The organism is Streptomyces sp. NPDC007863 (assembly GCF_040633895.1).
Lineage (GTDB): Bacteria > Actinomycetota > Actinomycetes > Streptomycetales > Streptomycetaceae > Streptomyces.
The window spans coordinates 29,082-55,135 of record NZ_JBEYEI010000010.1 but is presented as its reverse complement, the minus strand read 5'-3'; the positions used below and the strand labels follow the sequence as shown (position 1 = coordinate 55,135).

23 protein-coding genes and 2 pseudogenes are annotated in these 26,054 nt (G+C 74.3%); 20 read left to right on the top strand and 5 right to left on the bottom strand.

Features of this window, described 5'->3' with window-relative positions; translation table 11 throughout:
• Window positions 1–54: 54 nt before the first annotated feature.
• The 13 genes and pseudogenes from ABZ621_RS17210 to ABZ621_RS17150 form a co-directional block, all read left to right on the top strand.
• Window positions 55–852 (top strand): ABC transporter ATP-binding protein, encoded by a 798-nt coding sequence (locus ABZ621_RS17210; RefSeq protein ID WP_360605211.1) that lies wholly within the window; start codon window positions 55–57, stop codon window positions 850–852.
• 82 nt (window positions 853–934) lie between these two features.
• The gene (gene amiA, locus ABZ621_RS17205) at window positions 935–1,048 is read left to right on the top strand and encodes a streptamidine family RiPP (RefSeq protein ID WP_360605209.1); all 114 of its coding nucleotides are present in this window, start codon (window positions 935–937) and stop codon (window positions 1,046–1,048) included.
• A gap of 81 nt (window positions 1,049–1,129) precedes the next feature.
• Window positions 1,130–1,990, top strand: a complete 861-nt coding sequence (locus ABZ621_RS17200; RefSeq protein ID WP_360605207.1) for a hypothetical protein — start codon at window positions 1,130–1,132, stop codon at window positions 1,988–1,990.
• Between the two features lie 20 nt (window positions 1,991–2,010).
• Complete coding sequence (locus ABZ621_RS17195; protein ID WP_360605598.1) at window positions 2,011–3,516, top strand: CocE/NonD family hydrolase; 1,506 nt, start codon at window positions 2,011–2,013, stop codon at window positions 3,514–3,516.
• Window positions 3,513–4,892 carry a YcaO-like family protein gene (locus tag ABZ621_RS17190; protein WP_360605205.1) on the top strand — a complete coding sequence of 460 codons (1,380 nt, stop codon included), beginning with the start codon at window positions 3,513–3,515 and terminating at the stop codon, window positions 4,890–4,892. Before ABZ621_RS17195 ends, ABZ621_RS17190 begins: the two co-directional genes overlap by 4 nt.
• A 6-nt stretch (window positions 4,893–4,898) precedes the next feature.
• Window positions 4,899–6,002, top strand: coding sequence for a SagB/ThcOx family dehydrogenase (locus ABZ621_RS17185; RefSeq protein ID WP_360605203.1), 1,104 nt, complete (start codon window positions 4,899–4,901; stop codon window positions 6,000–6,002).
• Window positions 5,999–7,738 carry an ABC transporter ATP-binding protein gene (locus tag ABZ621_RS17180; RefSeq protein ID WP_360605201.1) on the top strand — a complete coding sequence of 580 codons (1,740 nt, stop codon included), beginning with the start codon at window positions 5,999–6,001 and terminating at the stop codon, window positions 7,736–7,738. Before ABZ621_RS17185 ends, ABZ621_RS17180 begins: the two co-directional genes overlap by 4 nt.
• Window positions 7,735–9,564, top strand: coding sequence for an ABC transporter ATP-binding protein (locus tag ABZ621_RS17175; RefSeq protein ID WP_360605199.1), 1,830 nt, complete (start codon window positions 7,735–7,737; stop codon window positions 9,562–9,564). Before ABZ621_RS17180 ends, ABZ621_RS17175 begins: the two co-directional genes overlap by 4 nt.
• Before the next feature lie 184 nt (window positions 9,565–9,748).
• A complete protein-coding gene (locus tag ABZ621_RS17170; protein WP_360605197.1) occupies window positions 9,749–10,357 on the top strand; it encodes a TetR/AcrR family transcriptional regulator in 609 nt (202 codons plus the stop codon).
• A gap of 401 nt (window positions 10,358–10,758) precedes the next feature.
• Entirely contained in the window at window positions 10,759–11,685 is a 927-nt protein-coding gene (locus ABZ621_RS17165) for a TauD/TfdA family dioxygenase (RefSeq protein WP_360605195.1), read from the top strand.
• A gap of 150 nt (window positions 11,686–11,835) precedes the next feature.
• Window positions 11,836–13,197 (top strand): MFS transporter, encoded by a 1,362-nt coding sequence (locus ABZ621_RS17160; RefSeq protein WP_360605193.1) that lies wholly within the window; start codon window positions 11,836–11,838, stop codon window positions 13,195–13,197.
• Between the two features lie 174 nt (window positions 13,198–13,371).
• Window positions 13,372–14,226 (top strand): annotated as a pseudogene (locus ABZ621_RS17155) (aldehyde dehydrogenase family protein); the annotation flags it as partial.
• A gap of 122 nt (window positions 14,227–14,348) precedes the next feature.
• Window positions 14,349–14,630: pseudogene (locus tag ABZ621_RS17150) on the top strand (long-chain fatty acid--CoA ligase); the annotation flags it as partial.
• Window positions 14,631–14,729: 99 nt separating this feature from the next.
• Here the strand turns inward: ABZ621_RS17150 and ABZ621_RS17145 are convergent.
• The gene (locus ABZ621_RS17145) at window positions 14,730–15,560 is read right to left on the bottom strand and encodes an oxidoreductase (protein WP_360605191.1); all 831 of its coding nucleotides are present in this window, start codon (window positions 15,558–15,560) and stop codon (window positions 14,730–14,732) included.
• Window positions 15,561–15,687: 127 nt separating this feature from the next.
• Between ABZ621_RS17145 and ABZ621_RS17140 the strand changes: the two genes are divergently transcribed.
• Entirely contained in the window at window positions 15,688–16,596 is a 909-nt protein-coding gene (locus tag ABZ621_RS17140) for a LysR family transcriptional regulator (RefSeq protein WP_360605189.1), read from the top strand.
• A 208-nt stretch (window positions 16,597–16,804) separates the two neighbouring features.
• On the opposite strand, the gene ABZ621_RS17135 is transcribed toward ABZ621_RS17140, so the two are convergent.
• A complete protein-coding gene (locus tag ABZ621_RS17135) occupies window positions 16,805–16,957 on the bottom strand; it encodes a hypothetical protein (protein WP_360605187.1) in 153 nt (50 codons plus the stop codon).
• Window positions 16,958–17,070: 113 nt separating this feature from the next.
• Here ABZ621_RS17135 and ABZ621_RS17130 point away from each other — a divergent pair, with 113 nt between their 5' ends.
• A complete protein-coding gene (locus ABZ621_RS17130) occupies window positions 17,071–17,343 on the top strand; it encodes a hypothetical protein (RefSeq protein ID WP_360605185.1) in 273 nt (90 codons plus the stop codon).
• Window positions 17,344–17,370: 27 nt separating this feature from the next.
• Here the strand turns inward: ABZ621_RS17130 and ABZ621_RS17125 are convergent, their stop codons facing one another.
• Entirely contained in the window at window positions 17,371–18,804 is a 1,434-nt protein-coding gene (locus tag ABZ621_RS17125; protein WP_360605183.1) for an amidase, read from the bottom strand.
• Window positions 18,805–18,959: 155 nt separating this feature from the next.
• Between ABZ621_RS17125 and ABZ621_RS17120 the strand changes: the two genes are divergently transcribed.
• A complete protein-coding gene (locus ABZ621_RS17120) occupies window positions 18,960–19,553 on the top strand; it encodes a TetR family transcriptional regulator C-terminal domain-containing protein (protein WP_360605181.1) in 594 nt (197 codons plus the stop codon).
• Window positions 19,554–19,566: 13 nt separating this feature from the next.
• On the opposite strand, the gene ABZ621_RS17115 is transcribed toward ABZ621_RS17120, so the two are convergent.
• Window positions 19,567–20,322: an SDR family oxidoreductase gene (locus ABZ621_RS17115; RefSeq protein WP_360605179.1), complete on the bottom strand. Its 756-nt coding sequence runs from the start codon at window positions 20,320–20,322 to the stop codon at window positions 19,567–19,569.
• 387 nt (window positions 20,323–20,709) lie between these two features.
• On the opposite strand from ABZ621_RS17115, the gene ABZ621_RS17110 reads away from it, so the two are divergent.
• The 4 genes from ABZ621_RS17110 (at window position 20,710) to ABZ621_RS17095 (ending at window position 24,571) form a co-directional block, all read left to right on the top strand.
• On the top strand, window positions 20,710–22,389 hold the full coding sequence (locus ABZ621_RS17110; RefSeq protein ID WP_360605177.1) for an acyltransferase: 1,680 nt from the start codon (window positions 20,710–20,712) through the stop codon (window positions 22,387–22,389).
• Window positions 22,389–22,994 carry a hypothetical protein gene (locus tag ABZ621_RS17105; RefSeq protein WP_360605175.1) on the top strand — a complete coding sequence of 202 codons (606 nt, stop codon included), beginning with the start codon at window positions 22,389–22,391 and terminating at the stop codon, window positions 22,992–22,994. The genes ABZ621_RS17110 and ABZ621_RS17105 overlap by 1 nt, the downstream gene beginning before the upstream one ends.
• A 397-nt stretch (window positions 22,995–23,391) precedes the next feature.
• Window positions 23,392–23,532 carry a hypothetical protein gene (locus tag ABZ621_RS17100; RefSeq protein ID WP_360605173.1) on the top strand — a complete coding sequence of 47 codons (141 nt, stop codon included), beginning with the start codon at window positions 23,392–23,394 and terminating at the stop codon, window positions 23,530–23,532.
• Window positions 23,533–24,130: 598 nt separating this feature from the next.
• Window positions 24,131–24,571: a pyridoxamine 5'-phosphate oxidase family protein gene (locus ABZ621_RS17095; RefSeq protein WP_360605171.1), complete on the top strand. Its 441-nt coding sequence runs from the start codon at window positions 24,131–24,133 to the stop codon at window positions 24,569–24,571.
• An 838-nt stretch (window positions 24,572–25,409) separates the two neighbouring features.
• Here the strand turns inward: ABZ621_RS17095 and ABZ621_RS17090 are convergent.
• Window positions 25,410–26,006 (bottom strand): TetR family transcriptional regulator, encoded by a 597-nt coding sequence (locus ABZ621_RS17090; protein ID WP_360605169.1) that lies wholly within the window; start codon window positions 26,004–26,006, stop codon window positions 25,410–25,412.
• Window positions 26,007–26,054 lie beyond the last annotated feature (48 nt).

Sequence of the window (26,054 nt, the reverse complement as noted above, 5' to 3'; positions counted from 1 at the left end):
GCCGGGCTCGCGGTCCGGCCGGCGCTTCCCGCACTCGGATGTGAAGGACAGATGATGAGCGAACCCGTCGGCATCCATGTCGAGGGAGTCCACTTCGGATACGCCGGACGGCCGGTGCTGCGCGGCGTCGACCTGACCGTCGAGCCGGGCGAACTCACCGCGCTGGTGGGCCTGAACGGCTGCGGCAAGTCGACCCTCCTGCGGCTCGCGGCCGGGCTGCTGCGGCCCGGTGAGGGACGGGTGCTGCTGGGCCCGTACGACCTGGCCCGGCTCTCCCGGCGCGCCGCCGCCCGGCATGTGGCGCTGCTCCACCAATCCGCCCCGGCGGTACCGGGCATGACGGTACGTCAACTCGTGCGGCAGGGGCGGTACGCGGCGCGCGGCCCGCTCGGCATGCTGCGCGAGGGCGACGACGCCGTGGCGCGCCGGGCGCTGGAGGACGTCGGGGTGGGGGACTGGGCGGAGCGGCCCGTCGAGGCGCTCTCCGGCGGCGAGCGGCAGCGCGTACGGCTCGCCATGGCGCTGGCGCAGGACACCCGCGTCCTGCTGCTCGACGAGCCGACCACCTACCTGGACCTGCATCACCAGCTCGACGTGCTGCGGACGGTGGTGCGTCTGCGCGAGGAGCGCGGGCTGACCGTCGTGATGGTGCTGCACGACCTCGCCCACGCGGCCCGGTTCGCCGAACGGATCGTGGCGCTGCGGGACGGCCGGGTGGTGGCCGACGGGACGCCGAAGGACGTGGTCACGCCTGCGTTCCTGGCCGACGTCCTGAAGGTGTCCGGCCGGGTCGGCCGCGATCCCGAGGGCGGCTGGCCGGTGTGTTACCCAGATCACCCTCTGCCCCACTAGGAAAACGATAATCATATTCATTAATGTTCAGATCATGGCGCTCGACCGAACGCCACAACTCCCCTGTGAAGGAGGAACGTTCATGGAGAACGAGCAGGTCTTCTCTCCGATCGTCGACCCGGGCCAGCTGGCCCACGACTCGGCGTCCCACTCCAACGCCCTCGTCGAGAACCCGTTCGACGACACCGAGGAGTAGTCGAGGGTTCTCCCTCACTCCCGCGGGCCCGCCCTCCCGGGCGGGCCCGCGCCCGTTCCGCCCCGATCCGTAGGAGAACCCGTGCCCCACAGACAGCTCGCACCCGGCGTCGAGATCGTCGCCGTCGACGGCGACGGGCTCGCCGTCCGCACGGCGGACGGCGAGTTCCTCCGGGTCCACACGGGCGACGTGAACGGCGACGACCTCCGCCACCGGCTGGCCGGGACCCCCGCGACCGGCCCGGACGCCGGACTGGACCGCCTCGTCTCGGCCTTCGACGCGGCCGGCTACCTCACCGGAAGCGGCCGGCCGGCCACGAAGGACGAGGCCACCGACGCCGCCCCGGCGTGGCCCGCCGGGCGCCGCGACGTCCTGCTCCTCGGCGACCCGGCCCTCACCGAGCCGCTCGCCCGGCAGTTGCGGGCAGCGGGGGCGTCCCCGCGGTCCGGCACGCCCGAGGACGCGATGACGCGGCCGGACGTCGCCGCCGTCGTCTGGTGCCTCGACGGACCCGTACCCGACGGCCTGTGGGACGAGGCGGACCGGCTGCCCGCACGGGGAACCGCCTGGCTCCGGTGCCACCGCGAGGGCTGGCAGGCGTATCTGGAACCCGTCGCGGCCGCCCCCGGGGACGTCACCTCCGCCCACGTCCGGGCCCGCCGCCTCGCCGTCACCCCCGCCCACCGCGAGCTCGCCGCCTACTGGAGGGGACCGCGCACCGGCGGCGTATCCGTACCCCTCACCGCGGCCGCGGCCGGACTGCTCGCCGCGCTCCTCGCCGACGACCTCGCCCGGTGGGCCGCCGACGCACCCGACACCGGTGCGCTCCCCGCCCGCCGCCGGCTGCGCCGCGTCGACCTGCGCACCCTGACCGTCACCGAACACCCCGTCCTGCCCGTCCCCGACGTCGCGCGCACGCCGACACCGACAGCCACCCCATGACCGCGCCCGCCACGCCCGCCATGCCCACCGCTTCCTCCGCCCCCACCGCCGCCGTCACCGTCACCGTGAACGGCCTGGCCACCGACGTCCGGCTGCCCGACGGCCCCGGACCCTTCCCGGCCGTCCTGATCCGCACCCCCTACGACCGCCGGGCACACGGCGCCGAACTGCGGGGCTGGGCCCGCAGAGGGTTCGCCGCCGTGGCACAGGACGTCCGTGGCCGCCACGGCTCGCCGGGGGAGTGGCGGCCCTACACGCACGAGACCGCCGACGGCGCCGACACCGCCCGCTGGATCCGGGACCGGCCGTGGAGCGACGGCCGCCTGGTCGCCGTCGGCTCCTCCTACGCCGCCCACTGCGCCCTCGCCCTCGCCCTGGAGGCGCCCGAGGACGCACGCCCCGACGCCGTCATCGCCGCCGTGCCCGCCCTCGGCGTCGCCGACACCGCCCGCGAACCCACCGGAGTCGAACGGCTGCTGACCCGGGCCGGCTGGTGGGCGGCGCACGGAGACCGTGCCGACTCCGACGACACGGCGCTGGCGAAGGCCCTCGCCGCGGACCCCGGGGCACTGGCCCACCTCCCCCTGCTCGACCTGCCGCGGCGGCTCGGCCGCGCCCTGCCCTCCTGGCCGGAGGTATGGCGCTCCCGTGACCGGGGACGCCTCCTCGCCCGCGCCCCGGAGGCCGCGATGCCGCTGCTCGCCGTCGGCGGCCACCACGACCACTTCGCCGAGGAGACGTTCGACCTGTGGCACCGTTGGGGCGGCCCGTCGGCACGCCTGCTGAGCGGACCCTGGGGGCACGGCCTCGTCGCGGCCCCAGGCCCCGACGCCGCCCCCGCCCACCACGTCCACCTCGGTGACCTGTACGCCCGCTGGGCGTCCGCCGCGCTCGCCGGAACCCTCCGGCCGGGCCGGGCCGGAGCGGTGGCCCTCGGCGGCAGTCCGCTGTGGACGGCGGCCGACGCCGAGGGCGACTCCCATACGCCACGCCTGCGCCCCGCGAGCGGCCCCGGTTTCACCTCGGACCCCGAACACCCCGCCTCCTCGGCCGAACTCGCCGTTCCGCCCGACGGGCCGCGCGACCGCTGCGTCCTGGTCTCCCCGCCCCTGCCCCGGCCCCTCGACCTCCTCGGCCCCGCGCGGCTGCGGCTGCGCGCCCGCGCCGACACCCCGGCCGCCGACTGGTTCGCGCGCCTGGTCGCCCTCGGACCCGACGGACGGGCCGAGCGGCTCGCCGTCGGAGCGGTCCGCGGCGGCGGACCGCCCGGGCACACCACGGAGTTCACCGTCCCCCTCGGCCGGCTCGCGCGGCGCCTGACGGCGGGCACCCGGCTCCGCCTCGAAATCACCGGCCACCACTTCCCGGCGCACGCCCGCAACCCGCACACCGGCGAGGACCCCGTCACCGCGACCCGGCTCCTCGCCTCCCGGCGGGACGTCGACCCGGCATCCACCGAACTCGTGCTGAGCGCGCTGCGCACCCGACCCGTCCCCACCGATCCCGCGGAGGAGATCCTGCGATGACACCGCTGCCCATGGAAACCCTGGTGGATCCCGTCTGCGGGATCGTCCGCAAGGTCAAGCCCGTCGAACACCCCGAAGGCGCGCCTCCCCGCTACACGGCGATGACGGCCGAGGTCGCCGACGCCCGCCGCCTCGGCCTCTGGCCCGCCGACCGCGTCTCCCTCGGCACCTCCTTCGGCGACCCCGAGACCGCCCGCGTCGCGGCCATCGCCGAGGGGGTCGAACGCTACTGCGGCAACCGCGTCCCGCCGCCCGGACACCCCGACGCGCCCCTGCGCGCCACCGCCGCCGCACTCACCGGCCGGGGCCTGCGGATCTACGGACCCGACCGGCTCCCCTCGTACGCCGACTGGCAGTACACGCGGCCGGGGTTCCCCTACCGCCCCCTCACCGAGGACACCCCCGCCCTGTGGACCCGGGGCACCGAGCGACTGCCCGGCGGGGCGACCGACGAGGTGTGGGCCCCGGTCGCGTTCACCCACCTCAACTGGCGCCAGGGCGAACTCCGTTCCCTGCCCCGCACCCACCACCTCAACTACGCGGGCATCGCCACCGGACAGGGCCTCGACGACGCCGTCGGACGCGGCCTGCTGGAGATCGCCGAACGCGACGCCCTGGAGCTGTGGTGGCACCTCGACGGCCCCGCACGCGGCATCGACCCGCGTACCGTGCCGGGACTCGCCGACGACCTCGCCGGATCCGGACTCCGGGTGTGGCTCGTCGAGATGCCCTCCGAGTTCGCCCCCTGCGTGGCCGCCCTCGTCCACGACCCGCGCCTCGACCTGTACGCGGCCGGCTTCGCCTGCAAGTACGACCCGGCCGAAGCCGCCCGCAAGGCCGTCCTCGAAGCCGTGCACACCTGGGTCTTCACCCAGGGCCTCACCGACCCGGACGGCTGGGTCTTCCAGGCCGTCGACGCCGGGCTCCTCGCCAAGGGGCTCTACCTCGACCACCGCGAGGACCGCCGCTACCTCGACGCGTGCGGGGACCGCTTCGAGCACGTCAGGGACCTGGGCGCCCACGTCCAGGTGTGGCTCGACCCCCGGATGGCCGCCGAGGCACGGCGGTTCACCGAGCCCGCGCTCGGCACCGTACCGCTCGACGCCGTGCCGCCCGGCAGCCGGGAACGGATGGACCACGCCCTGGAACGGGGCGGCCACCGGGTCATGACCTTCGACCTCACCACGGAGGACGTCGCCGAGACCGCGCTCCGCGTCGCCCGCGTCCTCGTCTCCGGGCTGATCCCCAACGCCCCGGCCGCCTTCGGGTACTTCGGCTGCCCCCGCCTCGCCGACGCCGCCATGGCCCGCGGCTGGCGCACCACGGCACCGCACGCCCCCGAGGACTTCACGCTCGCCCCGCCGCCCCACATGTGAGCCCCCATGGACCTCGTCACCGCCCTCACCCGCGCCCGCGGGACCGAACCGCCGGGCCCCGACACCCCCGCCGGCCCCCCGGTCCCCGACTGGCCCGGCCCGGGACGCGCGCTCCTGCCCCCGGCCGGCCCCGGACCGCTCGACCTGGACGGCCTGCTGCGCCTGTCCCTGGCCGCCGCCGACCCCACCGGGCGCCTCCGCCCCACCCCGTCCGCGGGCGCGCTGCACCCGGTCGACGCCACCCTCCTCGTCGGCGACGGCTGCTCCCTGCCACCGGGGCGATACGGCTACGACCCCCTGCGCCACCGCGTCCACCCCCTCTCTCCCGCACCCCCCGGCACCGCCCCCGGAGCGACCGTCGAACTCACCGTCACCCCGCAACGCACCACGAGCCACTACGGCCACCGCGCCTGGCCCCTGCTGCTCCTCGACACCGGGCACGCCGTCGCCGCCCTGCACCTGGCCGCCCTCGCCCTGGCCTCCCGCCCGGCCGCCCTCCGCCTCGACGGCGCCACCGACCGGCCGCAGGCCTCCCTGCACATCCCGCCCCCCGCCACCGGCGCCACCACCCCGCCCGGCCCCGAGACGGCCACCGCGTCCGACCTCCTGTCCCGCCGCAGCGCCGCACCGCCCCTCACTGGCACACCGGACCCCGACGACCTGTACGACCTCCTGGCCCTCGCCCGCACCGCGGGCAACGGGCACCTGAACTGGTGCGCCGCCGTCGGCGGTCCCGCACCGGCGCTCCTCGAAGCCGGGGCCGACGGCACCCTCCGGCGGCTCGCCGCCGGAGACGCCCGGCCCGCCCTCGCCGCCTGGGCGGCCGGACAGGGCTGGATCGCCCACGCCGGAGCCCTGCTCCTCGCGTACGGCTGCCCGTCCGACGCCGACGCCCGCCGCATCCGCCGCGACCACCTGCACGCCGGATACGCCGTCGGGCGCGCCCAGACGGCGGCCGTCCGGCGCGGCCTCGCCGCCCGGGCCGTCGGCTCCTGGCAGCGGGCCGACCTGGGCGCCGCCCTGGGCGGCGCACCCGAACGGAACTGGATCGTCCACGCCCTGGCACTCGGCACCGGGTCCGCGGACCGACCCGAGAAGGGGAACTCGTGATCATCCACCCGGAGTTGCGCCGCGCCGCGGGCCACGCGCGCCGCACGCTCCTCGCGGCCACCGGCCTCCAGGCAGCCGTCACGCTCGGCTGGCTCGCCCAGGCCGTGCTGCTCGCCCTCGCCCTCGCCGCCATCGCCCGCGGCGACACCCGCCCCCTGCCGGCACTCCTGGCCGCGGCAGCCGCCGTCGTGGTCGTCCGCGCCGGGCTCGGCCTCGCCCAGCGCCGTACCGCCGCCCGCGCCGGCGCGCGCGTCAGGGTCCGCCTGCGCGACGAACTCCTCGCCCACCTCGGCCGGCTCGGCCCCGCGCACCTGACCACCGCCCGCACCGGAGCCGTCCGCACCACGCTGGTCGACGGCGTGGAGGGCGTCGACGCCTACATCTCCCGCTACCTCCCCCAACTGATCGTCACCCTCGCCGCACCACCCCTCCTCCTCGCCGTGGTGGCCGTCGTCGAGCCCACCGCCCTGCTCGGGCTCGTCCCCGCCCTGCTGCTGGCCCTCGCCGGCCCCCGCGCCTGGGACCGACTGCTCGCCCAGCGCGGCAAGGAGCACTGGGACACGTACGAGGGCCTCGGCGCCGACTACCTCGAAGCGCTCCAGGGCATGCCCGCGCTGCGCGCGGCCGGCGCCGTCGGACGCACCCGGCGCCGCCTCGAAGAACGCTCCGCGCACCTGCACCGCGCGACCGTCGCCAAACTCCGCGTCTCCCTGGTCGACACCGGCATCACCGACCTCGCCGTCCAAGGCGGAACCGCCGCCGCGGCGCTGCTCGCCTGCTGGTCCGCCGCGACCGGATCCACCACCCCGACCGGCGCCTACCTGACCCTCCTCCTCGCCGGCGAGTGCTTCCGGCCCGTCCGCGACCTGGCGCGCGAATGGCACGCCGGCTACCTCGGTGTCTCCGCCGCCGACGGCATCGCCGCCCTGCGCACCGCCGCCCCCGCCGTCGCCGACGACGGGACGGAACCGGCCGACTGGGCCCAGGCCCCCGAAGTCCGCTTCCAAGACGTCGAGTTCACCCACTCCGGCGCCTCTGAGCCCACGCTCCGGGGCATCACCTTCACCGCCGACGCCGGCCGGACCACCGCGATCGTCGGACCCTCCGGCGCAGGGAAATCCACCCTGCTCGGCCTGCTGCTGCGCCACCACGACCCCGCGCACGGCCGGGTCACCGTCGACGGCCGCGGAACCGCCGCGTACGCCCTCGACTCCCTGCGGCGCGGCATCGCCGTCGTCTCCCAGGAGACGTACCTCTTCCCCGCCCCCATAGCGGAGAACCTCCGCCTGGCGCGCCCCGGCGCCACCGACGAGGAACTGCGGCGCGCCGCCCGCGCGGCGGGGATCCACGACGAGATCACCGCCCTCCCCGACGGCTACGCCACCGTCCTCGGCGAACGCGGCGCCACCCTCTCCGGCGGCCAGCGCCAGCGCCTCGCCCTGGCCCGCGCCCTTCTTGCGGACGCCCCCGTCCTCGTTTTGGACGAGGCCACCAGCGCCGTCGACGAACGCAGGGAGGCGGACATCGTCCGCGACCTGACCACGGCGGCACGCGGCCGGACCGTCCTCGTCGTCGCCCACCGGCTGGCGGCCGTCCGGCACGCCGACCGGATCGTCGTCCTCGACCGGGGACGCGTCGACGCCGTCGGCGACCACCACGGCCTCGTCGCCGCCGGCGGACTCTACGCCCAGCTCGCCGCGGCGGGCCGGACCGACCAGGAAGGACTCGCCGCGTGAGCCCCGCCGACCCCGCTCTCCCGGGCCCGGGCACCCTGCGCGCCCTGCTCCCCTCACTCGCCGGACACCGCGCCATGATCGCGCGGACCTGCGCCGCCGCCCTCGCCGAACAGGGCTCCCTGGTCGCCCTCGTCACCCTCGCCGCACACGCGGTCGGCACCGCGATCACCACCGGACGCGCCCCCTCCGCGACGACCGTCACCGCCCTCTCCCTCCTCGTCCTCCTGCGGGCCCTGATGACGTGGCGGGAGATGGACCTGTCGCACGACCTGGCCTACCGGGTCCTCGCCGAACTGCGCGTCCGCGTCTTCGACGGGCTCGCGCGCAGCGCCCCCGCCCGGGTGGCCGGCCGGCGCAGCGGAGACCTGGCCGCGACCGCGATGGCCGACGTCGAAGCGCTGGAGTTCTTCTACGCGCACACCACCGCCCAACTCCTCGCGTCGGCCACCGTCTTCACCGGCGGCGCGGCCGTCCTCGCCGGACTCGAACCCCGGCTCCTCGCCGCCCTCCTGCCCGTCGCCCTGCTGCTGGTCGCCGCCCCCTTCGCCGAGGCGGCCGGGCGTACGACCCGGGGCGCGCGCACCCGGCGCGCCGCGGCCGACCTGTCCGCCGACACGGTCGAGACGGTCGACGGACTGCGGGAACTGCTGGCGTTCGGCGCCCTGCCCGAGCGCCGCAACAGGCTCGGCGCGAAGGGGCGAAGGCTGGGGGAGGCACAGCGGGCGGAAGTCACTGGGGAGTCCCTCGCCGCCTCCCTGCGCGAACTGCTCATCGTCCTCGCCGTCCTCGCCGTGGTGGCCACCACCGCCCGGGCCGTGCACACGGGGCGCCTCGACGCCGTCTGGGCCGCGGCCGCGATGACCCTCGCCCTGTCCGTACTCGGCCCGGTCGCCGAATCCGCCAGGTCGCTGAGCCAGGCGATGGGCCTGCGCGCCGCCGCGGCCAGGGTCGACGCCGGGATCAAGGCTCCCGCCCTCGCCCCGGAGCCCGCCACGGCCCGCCCGCTGCCCGCCGGCCCGCTCGGCGTACGGCTGCGCGGCCTGGGCTTCGGCTACGACGAGCGGCCGATCCTGCGGAACGTCGCCCTCGACCTCCCGGCGGGCCGCACCCTCGCCCTGGTCGGCGCCTCGGGCGCCGGCAAGTCCACCTGCGCCCACCTGCTGGCCCGGTTCTGGGACCCCCAGGAAGGCACGATCGAGCTCGTACCCGCATCGGGCGACCCCGTGGACCTGCGCGAGCTCACCGACGCCGACCTGCGCCGTGCCGTCGCCGTCGTCGGCCAGGACACCCCCCTCTTCCACGGCACCCTCGCGGAGAACCTCCGCCTCGCCGCCCCCGACGCCGACGACGGCCGACTGGCCGAAACCGCCGGGCTGTGCGGCCTCGACCGCTTCGCCTCGCTCGACACCGTGATCGGCGAACGCGGCGCCACCCTCTCCGGTGGCCAGCGCGCCCGCATCGCCCTGGCCCGCGCGCTGCTCGCCGAGCCCCGGATCCTCGTCCTCGACGAGACCACCGCCCACCTGGACAACACCGGCGACGCCGAACTCGCCACCGTCCTGGCGCGGACCCGCGAGCAGCGCACCACCCTCCTGATCGCCCACCGCCCCGTCACCATCCGCCGGGCGGACCGCATAGCGGTCCTGGAAGCGGGCCGCGTCGCCGAGGAAGGCACCTGGGAGGAGCTCACCACCCGCCCGGGAAGCGCCTTCGCCCGCCTCCTGGGCGCCGACACGGCACGGGGGCGCGAGAAGGAGCCGCGCGCGATACTGGAGGGGCTCGCCCGGTTCCCTGGGGACGACGAGGCGGCTGGAGCGGAAAGTTGAGCGGGAAACGGATGGGGACGGCGCGGGGCCTCCGGCCGGCGCGCCAGGGGGTCGGCGCGTCGGTGAAGTGGCCCGGCCCCGCCGGACGGCTCGCGGCGTGAGCACGACGGCGGACGGCGACCTCGCCGGTCCGGATCCCGGCGTCGGGTGCGGGGCTCGGCCGCCCGCCTCGTAGGGTCGGGGCATGACCAACAGGCAGTCCGGCGCGGACGTCGAGGGCAAGGGGCCGGGGCGGCCGCGGGACGAGCGGATGACCGGTGCCGTCCTCGACGCGGTCGTCGAGCTGGTGGCGGAGCACGGGCTGGCGGAACTCACCATGGCGGCCGTCGCCGCCCGGGCGCGGGTCAGCAAGCCGGCCATCTACCGGCGCTGGCCCACCAAGCAGGACCTGGTGATCGCGGCGGCCGAGTCCCGGGTCGGCACCCTGACCGTGCCGGACCTGGGCAGCTTCCGGGAGGAGCTCCGCGAGCTGCTCACCGCGCGCATGCGGCAGTACCGCGTGCCGGGCGTCGACCGGCTCCTGGCGGGCGTGATCGGGTCCGCGGCCGAGGCGGACGCCGAGCGGAGCGTGTACGGCGCCTACACCGGCCGGGTCACCGGCGAGACCCGGCGCATCCTGGAACGCGGCGTCGTCCGCGGCGACGTGCGGCCCGGCACGGACGTGGCGGCGGCCTCGACGCTCGTCGCCGGCTCGCTGCTGTTCCGCATGCTGGCCGAGCAGGGCGTCCCGGACCAGGGACTCGTGGACGCGGTGGTCGACCTGGTGGCCCGCGCCGTCGGCACGGAGGGCTGACGACGGCGGCAGGGGAGCGGTGCCGGCGGGGTTCACCGGCACCGTGCGGCCCGAACTCCGGCCGCGGGGCGCGGTTTCCGGGGAAGTAGCCCGTTTCCTCCCGCATGGCACTTCGTGCCGTCATCTGGCACTGCGTGCCGATATTCGACCCCGGTAGCCCTCGCCTGAAGGGCTCATCGAGCCAGTAGCGCAAATTTTCGGCCACACCCCCTTGCCGAGGCGCAGCCGAATATCGTTACTCCCGGTAACGAATTTGGTGAACCCCCGTTCACGCCATCGGCACTCGGAAGCCCCGGACGCCCCGGATGTCCCCCGCGATCCCCGACATCCCCGACGTCCCCGGCCGACTCCCGCCGTGCGCCGCGCCGGTCCACCACCCCGCCTCCCCGAAGAGGAGCCGCATGATCACCGACGCCGTCGTCGACCCCAAGCCCGTTCTCGACAAGCCGCTGATGCACTACGGGCGGCGCGAGCTGAACCGCACCGCGCCCGGGACCGCCCCCACCGCCTACACCCTCTTCGGCGTCAAGCCGCTGACCCCGCACTTCGGCGCCGTCCTGACCGGCATCGACCTGACCCGCCCGATCACCGGCACCCTCGCCGAGGAGCTGCGCCAGGCCCTCCTCGAATGGAAGGTGATCTTCTTCCGGGAGCAGCACGGCTTCACCACCGACCACCACCAGGCGCTCGCCGCCGTCTGGGGCCCCACCGAGCCCAACCCGTTCTTCCCGAAGACCGGCACCGTCGGCGTCTCCCGCCTGGCCAAGGACGCCAAGGCCGCCGGCAACAAGAACATCTGGCACAGCGACCACTCCTTCATGGCCAACCCGTCCCTCGGCGCGGTGCTGCGCGCCGTCGAGGTGCCCGAGGCCGGCGGCGACACCATGTGGGCCGACATGGCCGCCGCGTACGACAACCTGCCCGACGACCTCAAGACGCGCATCGAGAACCTCACGGCCGTCCACGACTGGGAGGCCAGCTGGGGCGCGCTGATGGACGAGGACCAGAAAGCCGCCTTCCGCGCCGACTGGCCGCGGGTCGAGCACCCCGTCGTCGTCCGCCACCCCCGCAGCGGACGCAGGACCCTGTACGTCAACGAGCCCTTCACCCGCTTCATCAAGGGCCTGTCCGACGCCGAGAACCGCGACCTCCTCGACATGCTCGTCCTGCAGGCGCGCATCCCCGAGTTCCAGATCCGCTTCCACTGGGAGCCCGGCTCCCTCGCCATCTGGGACAACATCGCCACCCAGCACTACGCGGTCAACGACTACTTCCCCCAGCGCCGCGTCATGGAGCGCATCGCCATCGCGGGCGTCCCCCTGGCCTGACCGGCCCGGCTCGCCCCGCCGGGGGCTTCCGACGGGTGTCGCGTGAAGCCCCCCACCACGGGGCTTCTGACGGCTCACCGCCGGAAGCCCCCGCCCAGAGCTCCCCCGCACCTCCGCACCCCCGCAGCCCGGCACCCCCCGGAGGACCCCGTGACCGCCGCACAGACCCGACCCCGCCCCGGCCCCCGACCCCGCCCGCTGAACGACGCCACAACGACCTCGAAGCACAGCGGCCGCCGCGCGTGGACCGTCACCGGCCTCCTCGTCGTCTTCATGATGGTGAACTTCGCGGACAAGTCCGTGCTGGGCCTCGCCGCCGACGAGATCCGCGCCGATCTCGGCCTGACCGCGACCCAGTTCGGGCTGGCCAACAGCGCCTTCTTCCTGCTCTTCTCGCTCTCCGGCGCCCTCGTCGGCCTCCTGCTCGCCGACCGGGTGAAGGCCAAGTGGCTCCTGCTCACCATGGCCGTGCTGTGGTCGCTGGCACAGATCCCGCCCGCGATCGGCGGCGGCCTCGCCGCCCTGATCGGCTCCCGCCTCGTCCTCGGCGCCGCCGAAGGCCCCGCCTTCCCCGTCGCCCAGCAGACCGCGCTGTCCTGGTTCCCCGACCACCGCCGCAACCTCCCCGGCGCCCTGGTCACCCTCGGCGTCACCCTCGGTGTCATCACCGCCGCACCGGGTCTGACCTGGGTCATCCAGGAACACGGCTGGCGCGCCGCCCTCTGGGTGGTCGCCGGGGTCGGCGCGCTGTGGGCCCTCGTGTGGTCGGTGTTCGGCGGAGACGGCGCCTACCGGACCGACGACACCCCCGGCCGGGACGCGCCCGCCGCCCAGGACGCGGGCGCCGCACCGGACGCCGCCGCCGGCCCCGAAGCCGCGCTCCCCGGCTACCGGCGCGTCCTCGCCACCCGGACCTGGATCGGCATCACCCTCGCCTATTTCACCAGCTACTGGATCGTCGGCCTGATGGTGGCCTGGCTCCCGTCGTACCTGCGCAACGGCCTCGGCTACGCGGCCGACACCGCCGGCACCCTCGTGGTCACCCCCTGGGCCGTCGGCGCGGTGGTCCTCCTCGGCCAGGCCGTGCTCACCGGCCGGCTGATGCGCCGCGGCGTCGGCAGCCGCACGGCCCGCGGCCGGATCGGCGGCGCGATGCTCCTGATCGGCGCCGTGAGCCTGTTCTGCGTACCGCTCGTCGACGGCACCCCCGCGAAGACGGTGCTGCTCGCCGTCGGCCTCGGCACCGGCGGCTCGTACGCCACCATCGCCGCGACCACCATCGCCGAACTCGCCCCGCCCCGCCGCCGCGGCGGCGCCCTCGGCACGATGAACGCGCTGGTCACCACCGCCGGACTCATCGCACCGGTCGTCGTCGGCAGGCTCATCGACACCCAGGGCGACGCCGGCTACGAAACGGCCGTCCTCCTCTCCGGAGCCCTGCTCTCCCTCGGTGCCGTCGCCTCGTTCACCCTCGTCGACCCGGCCCGCGACGCCGCCCGCCTCCGTGCGTGACCTGCCTCCGCCTCCGTACGCGACCCGCCCCAGCCCCCTCCCCTTGGAGCCACTCCCGTGACCACCACCCTCGTCGACACCGGCGCCCTCGACCGCGCCGTAACCGACCTGCGTACCGGCCAGGACGACTGGGCCGCCACGCCGCTCGCCGAACGCATCGCCCTGCTGGAGCGGATGCTGCCGCGCATCACCGCCCGGGCCGCCGAGATGGCCGAGGCGGGCGCCCGCGCCAAGGGGTACGCCCCCGATTCCCCCGTCGCGGCCGAGGACTGGATCGGCGCCCCCTGGGCCATGGCCCAGAACGTGACCGCGCTGCTGCACGTGCTGCGCCGGATCGCCGCCGGGCGGGAACCCCTGCCCGCCCACGCCGTCCGCGAACGCCGCGGTCGTACGGTCGTCGACGTCTTCCCCGTCACCGGCTGGGACCGGCTCCTGCTCAACGGCTTCACCGCCGAGGTGCACACCCGGCCCGGCACCACCCCGCGCCAGGTGCGCGACCGCGCGGCCCGCGCCTACCGGGGCCGGGCGCCCCGCCCCCGGGTCTCCCTCGTCCTCGGCGCGGGCAACGTCGGCGCGATCACCGCCCTGGACATCCTGCACAAGCTGTACGCGGAGAACCAGGTCGTCGTCGCCAAGATGAACCCCGTCAACGACTACCTGCGCCCCCACTTCGCCGACATCTTCGCCGAGTTCACCGCGCGCGGCTGGGTCCGCTTCGTCGCCGGCGGCGCGGCCGAAGGCGCCTACCTCGCCGCCCACGACGGCATCGACACCCTGCACGTCACCGGCAGCGAACGCACCCACGACGCGCTCGTGTGGGGCACCGACGACCGGGCCGAGGAACGCCGCCGCGACGACACCCCCCTCCTCGACAAGGAGTTCACCAGCGAACTCGGCGGCGTCAGCCCCTGCATCGTCACCCCCGGCCCCTGGACCCGGGCCGACTTCCGCCACCAGGCCGAGCACATCGTCACCAGCAAGATGAACAACTCCGGCCACAACTGCATCGCAAGCCAGGTGCTCATCGTGCCGGCCGGCTGGGACGGCACGGAGAAGCTCCTCACCGAGATACGCCGCGTGCTGCGCGCCCTCCCGCCCCGCACGGACCACTACCCGGGCGCCCAGGACCGCCTCGCCGCCGTCCGCGCCGCCTCTACCCGCGCGAGATCGAAGAGGTCCTCTACGAGCACCCCGCCGTCGCCGAGGCGGCCGTCATCGGCCTGCCCCACGACGAACTCGGCGAGGAGGTCGGCGCGGCCGTCACCCTCCACGAAGGCGCCACCGCCACCGCCGAGGACCTCCGCGAGTTCGTGCGCGCCCAGGTCGCCGCGTACAAGTACCCCCGCGTGGTCTGGCTCCTCGACGAACTCCCCAAGGGAGCCACCGGGAAGATCCTCAAGCGGGAGATCGCCCCGCCGCACCCGACCGCCTGACCCGCCACGGGCACGGGCACGGGCACGGGTACGGGCACGGGCACGGGCACGGGCACGGGCAGAGGGTGGGGCACGGATGCGGCGCGCCGCCGCCGTGCCCTACTGCTCAAGCCTGGTGTCGCGGCCGACCTTCTCCCAGGCGGCGAGGTCGCCGCGTACCTGCTCCAGGTGTCCGTAGATGGTGTCGATGGAGTCGTCGCCGAGGGCGAGCCGCAGCGGCTTCTCATCCGCGTTCAGGGCGGCCAGGACCGCCGCCGCGGCCTTCGCCGGGTCGCCGGCCTGGCCGCCGTCGCCGCCCTCCACGAAGGCGCGGGTGGCGCCGACCGTGTCCGCGTAGTCGGTGATCGTGTCCACGCTGAGGCTGCCGTTGCCGAACAGGCTGGTGCGGAAGGCACCGGGCTCGACGATCAGGACGTGTACGCCGAGCGGTCCGACCTCGGCGGCCAGCGCCTCCGACATGCCCTCCAGGGCGAACTTCGTCGCGCTGTACGCGCCGAAGCCCGCCATCGACATCTGCCCGCCGACGCTGCTGAGCTGAACGATCGCCCCGGACCGGCGCTCGCGCATGTACGGCAGGACGGCGCGGGTCAGCGCGGCGGGGCCGAAGACGTGCACGTCGAAGAGCGAACGCAGCTCGGCGTCGTCGGTCTCCTCGACCGAACCGACGTGGGTGCGGCCCGCGTTGTTGACCAGGACGTCGATGCGGCCGTGCCGCTCGGCGACCCCGCGCACCACCCGGTCGACCGCGGTGTGGTCGGTGACGTCGAGAGTGACGGCCTCGACCTGGTCGGGATGGGCGGCGACCAGCTCGTCCAGGGCGCCCGCGCGGCGGGCGGCGGCGACCACGACGTCGCCGGCGGCGACCGCGGCCTCGGCGAAGGCACGTCCGAAGCCGCTGTTGGCGCCGGTGATCAGCCAGACCTTGCTCATGACGGTGTTCCCCTCGTGACGCGGATGCGGGACGTCCCGCCCGGCGACGGCTCGGCGGGCGGCGACAGAACGAGCATGCGGGCATGCGGCGTTGCCCGTCCAAGATCCCTCGTGATAACCCATGGTTATGACCACGGACGTGCACGGGCGGGATCTGCGGTACTTCGTCGCGGTCGCGGAGGAACTGCACTTCACGCGGGCGGCGGAGAAGCTGTACGTCTCGCAGCCCGCGCTCAGCAAACAGATCCGGGCCCTGGAACGGCAGCTCGGCGCCCCGCTCTTCGACCGCGACCGGCACGGCGTCCGCCTCACCGAGGCCGGCGCGGCCCTGCTGCCGCACGCCCGGGCGGTGCTCGCCGCGTGGGACGAGGCGGAGCGCGCGGTCCGGACGGCCCGGGAGGAGGCGAGCGGCACCCTGGTCGTCGGGATGAGCACCAGCCCCGGCCGGGGCGGGCTGCTGCCCGCGATCCGCTCCCGCTTCACCGAGGCCCATCCGCGGGCCACGCCCCGGCTGCGGCAGATCGGCTGGGAGGACCCGACGGCCGGGCTCGCCGACGGCACCAGCGACGTGGCCTTCGTCTGGCTTCCGCTGGCCGGCGCCGAGCGCTTCCACTGGGTCGTCGTCGCCACCGAACCGCGCCTCGTCGCCCTGCCGGAAGGCCATCCGCTGGCCGCCCGCGAACGGATCGACTTCGCCGAACTCCTCGACGAGCCCTTCCTCGCCCTGCCGGACACCGGCCCCGAACTCCGCGACTACTGGCTGGCCGTGGACGCGCGGCGCGGCCGGCCGCCGGTCGTCGGTGCCGAGACAGCCAGTGCCGACGAGACGTACGAGGCCCTGGTCGGCGGCCTCGGCATCTGCCTGGTCGCCACCGGCAACGCCCCGCTGCTCACCCGCGGCGGTGTCGTCACCCGCCCCGTCGACGGCGTCTCGGAGTCCCGCTTCGCCCTCGCCTGGCGCGCCGACGACACGCGCCCCCTGGTCCGCGACTACGCACGCGCGGCAGCCGGCGCGGCCGCGTCCGCACGCGCCTGAACCGGTCCGCCACGGGCCGTGCCCCCGGGACTCGCCGGGGAAGCGGTGTGCCCCGTCACCGCGACGGGATCGCGGTGACGGGGCACGTGCGTCACGACCAAGGCGGCCGCGGCGGCGCATGCGGCGAGGACTCGCTGTGCGGTCGTGCGGATGGAATTCTCCCTGAGGTAGGTGACCTGGTGGACGTGGTGTCGACGCGCGCGATCCGTCAGGAGCAGGGCGTGGTGATGGTGTTCGCGTCCGTGGAGACGTTGCCGGAGCAGATCCACCCGTACGGGGCGGCGCCCCCGACGCTGACGAAGTTCCACTTGTTCCTGGACTCGTTGTACGTGTAGCACCAGCCGCCGAGCCGCGTGCCCACCTGCAGCGTGTAGCCGCTGGCGTTGTCGCAGCCCGCGCCGGGGCCGGTCGAGCCGGGCGGTCGGCTCCGGGCTGTGCCTGGGGGAGTCGACCACCCAGGACGGCGGGGGCGCGGTGGAGCAGTACGCCTGCCCGACGACCGTCCCCGTCCATCTCCTGGAACCTGCGGGCGGCGACCGGTACACGATCCGCTCCCTGCACCCCGTCCTGGGCCACGGCTGCCTCGGCGTCGACGCCGGCCTGAGAACCGAAGGCGCCCGGCTGATGAACCGCACGCCGGGCGCTGCGGCCGTCCAACTGCCGTGCACGCAGGCGCAGTCGGGCCGGCTCTTTGCCTTCGACCCAGTTCCGGCCGCCACCGCCGTCCCCGACATCAGGTCCAACTGACACCGGCGGGAGAGGAGTCTCGGCGGTTCAATGGGCCGGGTCGCCGCCGTCGCGCGGGTCGATCGGCGCGAGGACGCCGAGCCGGTCCTCGATCGCCTGGGCCGCGTCGAGGCACAGGTCCTCCCGGAACGCGCGCCCGACGACCTGCACTCCGGTGGGGAGCCCGTCGGCCGTCCCGGTCGGGACGGCGACACCCGGTACGCCGACGAAGCTGGTCACGGTGCACAGGCGCATGCCGGAGGCCACCCGGTTGCGACCGGCCCTGTCCCGGGACTCCAGTCCCGGCTCGACCGGCGGCTCGGTGAAGACCGGCCCCAGCACCAGCGGGTACGTGTCGAGGAATTCGGCCCAGGAGCGGCGGATGTTCATCCAGACGCCCATCAGCTTCATGAACTCGGCCGCGTCGGCGGCCGGGGCCTGCTCCATCGCCATCGCGATGTACCGGTCCCCGCCCTTGCCGAGCAGCGCGCGTACCGCCGGCCACGTCGGGGCGAACTCGGTCGCCGTGATCCGGCCGTACGCGTCGAGGGCCTCGTCCAGCCGCGGCACGTCCCGTTCCTCGCGTACGTCGTACCCGGCGTCGCGGAGCGCGTCGGCCGCGGCGGCGACGGCCGCGCGGACCGTGGGATGGACACCGTGTCCGCCGGGGTCCGCCACGACGGCGACCTTCACCCGTCCGGGAAGGGGTTCGCCGTACGCGGGCACCGGCACGGCGCGCGGGTCGCGCGGATCGGTCCCGGCGAGTACCTCGTACGCCAGGCGGAGATCGCCCACGCCGCGGGCCAGCGGGCCGTCCGTGACCAGCATCTGGGAAGCCGGGCCCGGATCGTCCGGGCCGAGGAAGCGGTGGTCGGCGGGGAACCGCCCCGTGGACGGCTTCAGCCCGGCCACGCCGCAGAACTGGGCGGGGACGCGCACCGAGCCGCCGGAGTCGTTGCCGAGCCCGATAGCCGCCATGCCCGTGGCGACGGCCACGGCGTCGCCGCCGCTGGAGCCACCCGGGGTCCGCCCGCTGTCCCACGGATTGACCGTGTCGCCGAACAGCTCGCTGCGCGTGTGCATCCCCGCCAGGATCAGGGTGGGGATGTTGCTGTGCCCGATGGGGACGGCCCCCGCCGCCCGCAGCCGCGCCACCGGGGGCGCGTCGGCCGCCGCCACGAGGTCGCGGAAGCGCTCCGCGCCGAACGTGGTCGGCACGCCTTCGACGGCCGTGGACTCCTTCACCGTGAAGGGCACGCCCGCGAGAGGCCCCAGCGTCTCGCCGGCGGCCCGCCGGCGGTCCGTCAGCGCCGCGGCCTCGCGTGCGCGCTCGGCGAGGAGCTGCGTGACCGCGTTCACCCGAGGGTTGACCTCGGCGATGCGCTCCAGGTGACTGTCGACCAGTTCGACGGCCGAGACCTCCCCGCCGCGTACGGCCTCCGCCTGCGCGGCGGCCGACATCCTCCACAGGGCATCCCGCATGACTGACTCCACCATCCTCTCCGCCGTTCCGATGCGCTCGCATCGGAACCGTGACGGCAACCCTACCGTGGTACCGATACAGATGCATCGGATAAAGTCGGTCCACGAAGCGGAGTGAAGCGAGCCGCAGCGAAGGAAGAGGAAGGCCACCGGACATGCCCAAGCAGGTGGATCACGAGAGCCGGCGTCGCCTCATCGCCGAGGCCGTCTGCCACCTGGCGGACGAGCGGGGCCTGGAGGGCGTGACCCTGCGCGACGTCGCCGCCCGGGCGCAGGTGTCGATGGGCGCGGTGCAGAGGTGCTTCCGTACCAAGGACGAGATGCTCGTCTTCGCTCTCGCGCACATCGGCGAGAGGATCAGCGAGCGCGTACAGGCCCGCCTCGTCAGGAGTCCGGCCCAGTCGGCCGGCACGGCCCTGGGCCACGCCGCCACCGAACTCTCCCTGCTCCAGGAGGAGCACCGCACCGAGGCGAGGGTCTGGCTCGCCTTCGTGGCGCAGGCGGCCGTCAGCGAGACACTCGCCGGCACGCTGCGGGCGAGCTACGCCCCCCTGGAGGAAGCGTTCACCCGCCTGATCGCGGAAGCCGCCGAAGGCGCCGGCCGCACCGCCCCCCTCGACCCGAGGCGCGAGGCCCGCACCCTCCTGGCCCTGGCGGACGGCCTCACCACCCACGTCCTCATCGGCCACCTCACCCCCCAGGACGCGCAAGGCATCCTCCACGCACACCTCGCGCGGCTCTGGGAGTGACCGCGCCTGGACGTCAGTGGTGGGGCACGGAGCCGACCAGGCCGCCGTCGATCACCAGGTCCTGGCCGGTGATGTAGGAGGCGTCGGCGGAGGCCAGGAAGGCCACGGCGGCGGCGACTTGGTCGGCGTGCCCGATGGTGCCGAGCGGGACCTGGGCCGCGTTGCGGGCATCGGCCTCGGGGTCGGGGGCGGCGCCGCGGTACATCGCGGTGTCGATGTAGCCGGGGCTGACGGAGTTGACGCGGATGCCGCGCGGGGCCAGGTCGGAGCCGAGAGTACGGGCCAGGTTGTGCACGGCGGCCTTGGTCGCCGAGTAGACGGAGGCGACGGGCAGGCCGCGGTGGAGGGTCCAGGAGGCGTTGAGGACGATCGCGCCGCCGTCCTCCAGCAGGGGGAGCGCCTTCTGGACCGTGAAGAAGACGCCCTTGAAGTTGACGTCGGTGGAGTGGTCGAAGTCGGCTTCGGTGATGTCGGCGCTGGGCTTGAAGACGCCGGTGCCGGCGTTGGCGAACACCACGTCCAGGGTGCCCCGCCAGGTCTCGACGCGACGCATCAGGGCGTTCAGATCGTCCAGGTCCGAGGCGTCGGCCCGGACGGTCAGCAGGCGTTCTCCCGCGCCGAGTTCGACGGCGGCCTCGGCGAGTCGGGCCTCGTCGCGTCCGGTGACGACGACGTGGGCGCCCTCGTCGAGGAGACGGCGGGCGGTGGCGAGACCCATGCCCGAGGTGCCGCCGGTGATCAGGACCGTGTGGTCGGTGAATCGCTTCATGCGGTTGATCCTCCGCCGCCGGGCGGAGGATCGGCAGTGCGGGACGATCCTGGGTCTGCCACCACCACCTTCGCCCGGCGGACCAGGACGACCCCGGATAACGCCAGGCCAGTACGTCAGTGCGGCGATCACGTCCACCGTCAGTGTGCGGTCGGCGATTTCCATGGCCACGCCCTCCCACCCGCCCCGGTGTCTTCTGGTGGGGCCCGGCGTTGATGTTCTTGGCGGGCGGGTGCGTCTGACGTCGTGCCGCCGGCCGGTCCCGAGGTCGATTGACCCGGGGGAGTGGAGGCGGCTCGCCAAACTCTGCATCCTGTATGCGAATTACGCATGGCGAATGTTAGATTGGTATGCATGTTGGGTACGGAAGAGGTCCTCAGGCTCACGGTGGCGGCGCTCATGTCGCGATCGGGCGAAAGGCAGGGCGATCTGGCCGCCGGGCTCGGGCTGTCCCAGGCGCAGGTGTCGCGTAAGCAGTCCGGCAGCGCGCACTGGTCGCTGGAGGACGTCGACCTGCTGGCCGCGCACTACCGCTTGGCCGTGGTCGATCTGCTGTCCGGGCCGACGCACGCGGTCGGCGTCCTGCACGCTGCCGTGCCCAGCCTCGCCTCCGGAACCCTCACCGTTGCGCCGCCCGCGCTCGTACCGTCTTCGTCCGGCGGCCCGGCCGCCGTTGTCAGGCCGGACGCTCCCCTGCCCGCTTCCGGTGGTGAGCCGGTGGTGCCCGACCGGCCCTCTGCCCCGGCCGGGCCGTGTGTGCTGTGCGGCCGGCCGGCCACCGACGAGGTCGACGGGTTCTGGCAGCACTTGAGCGCCGAGGAGTGCGAGGCGGCCGTCGCGGCCGCGGACACCGCCACGCCTCGGCCGACCGCCGCCCGCCCGGACGAGGCCGCCGCCGACGGCGATCCGGCACCTGACACGGTGTCGGTCCCCCTCCCCGTAACCGAGCCTGCCGCTCCTGCCGCATCCGTCCCCCCGGCCGGACAGCCCGCCCCCGCCGTACCCGTACCGCCTGGTGGGCCCGCCGAAGCCGCGGCGGCAGAACCGCCGGGCGTACCGCGGGAGCAGGCCGGGGCCGCCGCAGCCCCGGCCGCGCCCCGGCGCTCCGCCCCCGCGTATGCGTCGGAGACGCTGGTCGAGCAGATCACCGACCGTGTCGGTGATGTCGTCGCCGAGCACGCGGGGGACACGGACGCCGCGCAGGCCGCATTGATCAAGGCGGCGATCCCGGACGTGATGGCCTTGTTCAAGGTTTCCCGGGCCAGTGGCCGGTACGAGCATTCCGAGTTCCCTCCGACCGCGGAAATCCTTCGGAAGAAGTCCCAGAAAGGTGCGGACGAGATCTGGGAAGGGCGCCCGAAGTGGCGCAATGCGACAGTCGCCCAGGCGGTGAGGCAGGGGGCGCGGTTCGAGGTGACGGCGCTCGACATGAACGCCGCCTATTTGTCCGCGCTCAAGTGCTGGCTGCCTATCGGCCAGCTGCGTGAGGACACCAGCGGTGTCCACGACCCGAAGAAGGCCGGTGTCCACCTGATCACCCCGGCCGGCTGGGATCACGCCGACCTGCCCAACCCCCTGGGCAACCGCATGGAGCCGGGCGAGCTGTGGGTGACCGAGTCCACGCTCCGCCAGCTCCTCGACGTGGCCCGCCAGGGCCTCGCGGACCCGCCGGTCATCCACCGGTCCCTCGTCTCCGGTGCCACGGAGGCCCTCCTGGAGAAGATGCGTCGCGCGCTCGCCGAGACCCGGAAGACCGCCCTTGCCGAGGGCGACGAACTCACCGTCGCGTACGTCAAGGCCATGTACTCCAAATTCGTCTCCACCATCGGGGAATCCAGCGCCAACCGGGAGATCCGCCGGCCGGACTGGATGCACATCATCCGCTCGAAGGCGTTCGCGAATCTCTGGATGAAGGCCCACAAGGCACACAAGGCCGGTCTCCAGGTCGTGGAGATCTCCGGCACCGACGAACTCCACGTCATCGGTGACTGGCGCTCCGTCTTCAAGGAAGGCCGGGACCTCAACGAGGTCAAGGAGAAGACCACCTACACCCTCGGAGGTAAGTGATGGCCGGCTCGCCGGACCTGTGGGCCCGATGGGGCCGATTCGGCGGCTACGAAGCCCGCGGCATGAAAGGCGGCGAGGCACTCGTCCTCGAACTCAACCGCATCGTCTACGCCTCCGGCATCTCCTCGCCCATCACCTCCAGGCGCGGGCTGGCCGCCCGGCTGCGGTACCTCGACAGCCGAGCCGGCCGCGACGCACTGAAGGAGCAGGGCGTCTCGCCACGGACCATCCGGTCGTGGATGCGCGACAAGGGCAAGATCGCCCCGACCCCGGCGAGCCGGGAGAAGATCGACGCCGCCTACTGGCACCGCCGGCGCGACAACCTGATCCGCTCCGGGTGGCTCACCCGCCATCTCGACAACGACGGCCGGGGCAGCCGGATGGAGATCTACCCCGTCGACCAGAGCCAGGTCACGCCCGAGCGCGCCCGCCCGAACATCTCCCAACGCACCATCACCGTCCGCTACATCTGGGGAGACCTGGTCGACGCCTGGGCCCGCAAGGACGCCGGCACCGTGGACGAGATCTGGGACGACGTCATCACCGACCTCGACTCCGACTACAACGCGTACGCCTACGTCTCCTCCGTCGGCATCAGCGCCTGACCGCCGACGCGGGATCCCCCCGGGGTCGGCATCCCATGTCGCCCTCGTCGGCCTGCACGCGTGGACGGACGACGACCACCCAACATCGCAGCGCGGGTGCTGAGCACGCTCGGCCCCGAACTCCTGCCCGCCTTCATTGAGTTGCTTCCCCGTCAAGTGATGCACCTTCAGTAGATCCTCAGCGGTCCCCCGGCTCCAGGAGGCCGGAAGGGGGTCACGGGACGACTGACGGCCCGTGGCTCAGGTCGGCCCTCTCGTTGAGAGAACGTGCACCCTCCCTCCTCAAGGAGTCCCGTGATCACTTCTCGTCGCGAGCGCGCTGCTCCTCGGCGGATGCCTCGCGTACGGCGTCTACCGGCTGGGCCGGCCGATCCCGGCCGCGCTGCGCGGCGTACCCGTGGCCATCGAGGTGCTGTACCTGGTGGGTGGGGTGGTCCTGCTCTTCATGATGCCGGGAATCGCCTTCGCCTCGATCTTCGCGATCCTCGTACTCATCGGCCTCCTCGGCTCCGAGGGGAGCGACTGGGTCGCGAACTGACACCTCCCTCGGGTGGTCCGGCGTGGACCGGGACGCGGCGGATGGCCGGCCCTCCTCCCGTGACGGGCGGGGGCCGTTCTTCCGCGCCCCGAGGTGTCGAGGCCGACCCCAGGAGCCCCCGTCGGGTTCTTCGCGTGGCATGCCTGTCGGTGCCCCGCGGGTACGAGCGGCGGGCGTCCTGGCCGGATGCGCGTGCGGAACTACGGCGTCGAGGTGGTGGATGGCTGGGCGCCGGTATGACTGGCCCCGCTGCTGCCGTCGCCTATCCGGCCGTCAACTCCCGCGTCTCTGCCTTGCTCAGGACCTGTCCGCAGCCTTGGCGGTGCGATGGGCATCTCCACGGGACCGGCCGGCCAGTCGTCGACTCCGGCGGCGGGTTCTTCGTCAGGCGGCGCGCCGCCCGCCGAGCGCGCCCATCCCTGGGCCCGTAGGCGGAGCTTGAAAAGAGGCCAGCCGGATCGTCTGCAACAAAACTATCTGCTACGGTCTTCATTGTCGCCGTGATCGGCAGGGGCCGCAGGACCGCAGCTGTCGGACCCGCCCTCCCTTCCCTTCCGATCCCACCCGCCACACCCAGACCACCGAAAGGCTGACCGTCATGAGCGAGCAGACCGCCACTGAGACCACCGCCGGCACCACCCAGAACGACGGCCCGGCCCCCCGCGTGCTCACCGACCAGGAGCTGTCCCGGCTGCTGAGCCGGCAGCAGTTCGGCGTACTCGCCAGCGTCAGGAGCACCGGCCACCCGCACCTGTCGACCGTCCTCTACGACTGGAACGCCGAGGAGCGCGTGCTGCGGGTCTCCTCCACCGCCAACCGCCTCAAGGTCCGCCAGTTGCGCCGCGACCCGCATGCTTCGCTGCACGTCAGCGGACCGGATGTCTGGTCGTTCGCCGTGGCGGAGGGAGAGGTCGAGATAGTGGACCCGGCCGACGGGGCCGCCCCCGGCGAGAAGCCGCTGCCTGATCGGCGCGTGACCATCGTGCTCCGCGTTTCGCGCCTGTACGGGACCGCTCTGGACATCCCCTCGCAGGACTGATGACGCCGCGCCGGGCCCGGAACCCCGATGGAGGCGCGAGCGTCATCACTGGCCGCGCAGCGGAGGAAGCCAGGGGCACGGCAGTCACCGGCGGAGGCGGCGGACTGGGCCGCGCGGGAAGGCGCTGGAGGAGTCCGGCTCGACCTGCTGCGCGACAACGCGGGCGCGGTCGTCCCCGCAGGCCGGTGCCCGAGGTGGCGTCTGACGCCCGAACCGGATCACGGCCACCACCGTCACCGGCACGTTCCAGCGCGCCCAGGAGGCGTTCCGCATGATGTGGGACCGGTCCTCGCAGGGCGCCCGCCCCTCCGGGATCGCCTGTGGCCGGATCGGCGTCGGCAACGTGACAGTACCGCTCCTTCGACGAGTACCAGGCCGTGCTCGCCCTCTCCGACGACGACCTCGCGCTGCGCGTCCGCGACTGCCCCGGGTGCGCCGCGAGACCGAGCGGGTACGGGTCGCCCGCCGCGAGGTCCGGCTCCTTCCCCTCCTGCTCCACACGAGCGACCGTCGATGCGGACCGCCGGACCGCCCGCGTGGCGAACTGGGGGCGCCGGGCGTCCCCTCGCGGCTCATGCGTGTCGCCTACGAGTTCCGGCGTGGTGGCAACCAGCCCCTCCTCCTGGACGCGACCGACCCCGGCCCGCTCGCGAGGGCCAGACCGGGCGCAGGCGCCCACCACCCGGTCCGGTGGAGACACACCCGGGGGGCCGGGACAGGGCCCCGCGCCTGACGGGCGCGGGGCGGGGTGCCCGGACGTCGGCCTTTCCAGCGGAGCGGTCGCATGTCAGGAGCCACCCTGCCAACGGAGCAGCAGAATGCCCGGGGGTGGCCCCCGTCACCGCAGCAGGTCGAAGGCCAGGTCGGCGTCGGCGACGGCCTCGGGGTGGACGTCGCGGGCGGTGCGGCCGTCGGCGATCTTCTGCCAGTTGGTCCGTGCGAGGACGCGTCGGACCGCGAGTGCCTGCGCGGCTCGCAGCCGCGCCTGGATGCCTTCGCCGAGGGCCTCCGCCAACGCCTCCTCGTCCTCCACCTGGTACTGCGTGAGCCGTGCCGCCAGGCTCGGTGTGGTGAACACCAGCCGGTGGAACGCCACCACCTCGGGATGATCGGCGAGGCCGGTGACGGGATCGAAGCGATCGAGGCCGGCCCGGAAGTGCCGGTGCAGCGCCGTCATCGGCCCGGTGCCGGGCGCGCGGTCGCGGACGACGCGCGCCGCCTCGCCCTGGTGGTCCGCGAACCGGTGCAGCACCAGGTCTTCCTTGGTGGGGAAGTACCGGAAGAGGGTCGGCTTGGACACCTCGGCCGCCGCGGCGATCTCGTTGACCGAGACGCGGTCGAAGCCGCGCTCCAGGAACAGCGAGACGGCCGCGTCGCCGATGGCGTCGCGCGTGCGCTGCTTCTTGCGGGTCCGCAGCCCCGTCGACTCGCTCATCCGGCCACCGTAACATTTGTTACCAGGTTGCATTTTTAACTCGGTAAC